Annotated in this window: 1 protein-coding gene; it reads left to right on the top strand. The window is 41.3% G+C overall.

Features of this window, described 5'->3' with window-relative positions:
* Positions 1-50: 50 nt before the first annotated feature.
* The coding region (locus AC4II3_RS31795) for an ATP-binding protein (RefSeq protein ID WP_490723023.1) at positions 51-3,961 on the top strand (3,911 nt) is incomplete at its 3' end.

Raw genomic sequence — 3,961 nt, forward strand, 5'->3', positions numbered from 1 at the left:
TAACCTCTCCACAGATTCCTCAACTGTTGTCAGATATTGTCCTAAAATTAATGGCAAAAACCGCTGAGGAGCGTTATCAAAGTGCTTGGGGCATCAAAGCAGATTTAGAAAAATGCTTGAACCAGTTACAGACCACTGGCAACATCCCACCATTTCCCCTAGGTACTCAAGACATTTCAGAAACCTTTCACATTCCCCAGAAACTCTATGGTAGAGAGCAAGAAGTCCAGATGCTGCTAGCTGCCTTTGAGCGAGTTGCTGCGATCGCCACTACCAAGAACCAAGAACATCGAACATCTAACTTCAGCTCCAAACCAGTCCAAAATTTAAGCAATCCCCGGTCTCGAACTGAAATGATGCTAGTCAGTGGTTATTCTGGCATTGGTAAATCAGCACTGGTACGGGAAATTTACAAACCGATCACTAGGCAACGAGGACACTTTATTTCCGGAAAATTTGACCAATTTCAGCGCAATATCCCCTACTCTGCTATTGTCAGTGCCTTTTCTAGTTTAGTGCAACAACTGCTCAGTGAACCAGAAGAGCAACTCAACCAGTGGCGAGAAAAACTCCTAGCAGTACTCAATCCCAATGGACAGGTGATCATTGATGTGATTCCTGAAGTAGAACTAATTATTGGCAAACAGCCCGCCGTAGCAACTCTTCCCCCTACTGAGAGTCAAAACCGCTTTAATTTAGTTTTTCAGAACTTTATCAAACTCTTTTGTGCTCAGGAGCATCCCCTAGTCATTTTCCTTGATGATCTTCAGTGGGCAGATACCGCTACACTGAAGTTGATTGAGCTAATCATGACTAATGAAGAAACCGAGTACTTATTGTTAATTGGTGCTTATCGGGATAACGAGGTCAACGCCACTCATCCGTTGATGCTAACCCTAGATAAGCTGGAGGAATTGGGCGTTACCTTTGAGCAAATTACCTTAGCTCCTTTACAAGAAAACCAGATCAATCAACTAATTGCTGATACCTTACAAACTCAGCCAGAGTCAGTGATACCATTAGCCAAATTGGTGGTGAATAAAACCGCTGGTAATCCTTTATTTGTCAATCAGTTTCTCCAAACACTTTACGCGGAAAATCTAGTAAGGTTTAAGGCTCCTAAAGATGGACATCAAGCTCGATGGCAGTGGGATATTTCTGAAATTAAGGCGGTAGGGATTACTGATAATGTGGTAGAGTTGATGCTCAGGAAGCTCAAAAAACTACCAGCTGCTACCCAGAAGGTGTTGCAACTAGCTGCTTGTATAGGAAATTATTTTCACCTCACTACTTTGTCAATTGTCGATGAAAAGTCCTTAACAGATACCTTTAAGGATTTACTGAGTGCTATACAAGAAGGATTCGTGTTACCAACATCTGAGCTGAAAACTAGTGATGAAGAAATCATCGAGTCTCAACTAGTCATTCTCAATTTTAAATTTCTCCATGACCGAGTACAACAAGCGGCCTATGGGTTAATCAATCAGGAGGATAAAACGAAAGTTCATCTGAGGATTGGACGGCTTTTGCGCACTAATCTCTCAGATACGGAGCGCGAAGAAAGGGTGTTTGAACTGGTCAATCATCTTAACGTAGCTCAAGATGCGATTGCAGATCCCACAGAAAAAACGGATTTGGCTCAGTTGAACTTAGAAGCCGGAAAAAAAGCTAAGGAAAATATCGCTTATCGAGCAGCCAAAGACTATTTTAAACTAGGCATCGCGTATCTTGAGGATAATGCTTGGGAAACTCACTACTCTGTTACCTATGGTTTGCATAAGCAACTGGTAGAGACCGAGCAATTGGATAGTAATTTCGAGGAGGCAGACAGATTAATTAACTTGCTCCTATCTCGAATAGAGTCTGTAGTAGACAAGGCAGATATTTATTGGTTAAGCATTCGACACCACACCATGATATCCCAGGAGTATAGGGCAATTGAAATTGGTAAACAAGCTCTCGGTCTGTTAGGAATAGATTGGCCAGAACCAGACCAGCTACAGACTATATCAGTCTACTTAGAAAGTGCTAGACAGCAAATTAACCACAAAACTCAGGGTCAAGCCATCAGTGTGCTCCTGCATGAACCAGAGGTGAAGGACTTGACTCAACAGAGGATAATTAAGTTATTGAATTTGCTGCTAAATCCTTGTTATACTACCAAGGAAAACCAATTCTATTTTTGGTGGTTAGCGTGTAAACTTGTCGAGCTGTCTTGCCAATATGGGATGGTGGCTGAATCAGCCTATGGGTTTCTAGCTTACGGAATGTTGGTCGGTACGGAGTTAGGGGATTATCAATTAGGCTATCAATTAGGTTTGCTTGGTCTCAATTTGAGTAAGAGATTTAACCAATTAGATAAGGTAGCTGAGACTTGTTATATATTTGGCAATAATGTATTTCCTTGGGTGAATCCCTTAAAAGAATCGGATCAAATTTTAGATGAGGGACTACAGACCGCTTTAGCTTCGGGAAACATTATATTTCTCGGTTATATAGTGATCTATAAATTATTGAATCCATTTTATTGGGGAAAAAACTTATCAAAAATTATAGAGGAATTACCTGATTACTTAAGATTAGCTCAAAAAACTAATCATTGTTTATCAGAAGATTCAATTTTGGCGTTAAAGCTTGCTCTGTACAACCTTTTGGGAAAAACTAGCGATAGATTTTCCTTTGATATCGAAGACCTCACCGAATCCCAGTATCTAGAAAATTGCCACTCTCATGATGCTGACTATGCCCTTTGCCACTATTACATCCTCAAATCCATACTTTTTTATTGGTATGACCAACCACGTCAATCCCTTGATTATTCAGAAAAAGCCGAAAAACGTATTGGTGTGCTCACTAATAAGTTTCAGGTGGCTATCAAAAATTTCTACGAATCCCTGACTTTAGCTAGTCTCTACCCCTCTGCTTCAGAGGTTGATAAAAAGCACTATTGGCAGCAGCTGTTAACCAACCAAGAACAAATGAAACGTTGGGCAGATAACTGTCCTGAGAACTTCCAGCATAACTATCTGCTGGTAGCAGCAGAGATGGCTCGTTTATCTGGTCAGCTAGAGGCAATGGACTTATATGACCAAGCGATCGCATCCGCTGACGACCATGGGTTTATCCAGAATCAAGCCCTAGCTAATGAATTAGCCGCTAAATTTTGGTTAAGCCGAGGCAAATCAGACATTGCTCAACTTTACCTCCATAAAGCTCACTATAACTATCAGCTTTGGGGGGCAACACGTAAAGTCGAAGATTTGGAACAGAAGTATCCCGACTTACTGGTTAACAGAACTCAGCAGTCTTCTTTGTCTTTAACCCAAACCATTAGCAATACTACTACCAACAGCACTAGGTCAGACCTGATACTGGATTTAAACACAGTAGTCAAAGCATCTCAAGCTATTTCTGGGGAAATCGTCCTAGCTCAGTTGCTCAATAAGTTGATGGAAATTGTAGTAGAGAATGCTGGAGCGCAGTTTGGTTGTTTAATTTTACAACGAGATCATCAACTGTTCATAGAAGCCACTAAAGATGTTGAGGCAGTTGACCAGACTCGCTTGCAGTCAATCCCAGTCGCCACCAGTGACCAATTACCCAAAGCCCTGATTAACTATGTGGCTCGTACTGGTGAGAATTTAGTTCTCAATGATGCCGGTGCTGAGTCTAACTTTGCTAACGACCCTTACCTACAGACCCATCAGCCCAAATCTGTCCTCTGTAGTCCGATCTTAAACCAGTGCAAGTTGGTCGGTATTCTTTATCTAGAAAATAATCTCACTCCAGGAGCCTTTACACCAGACCGATTAGAAGTGTTAAATCTGCTGACTTCTCAAGCAGCAATTTCCTTAGAAAATTCCTTATTGTATCGCCAATTAGAAGACTATTCCCACACCCTAGAAAAAAAAGTAGAAGAACGCACCGCCCAACTAGCTGACTCTAATCAACAACTGAAAGC

Source organism: Moorena sp. (genome assembly GCF_982860115.1).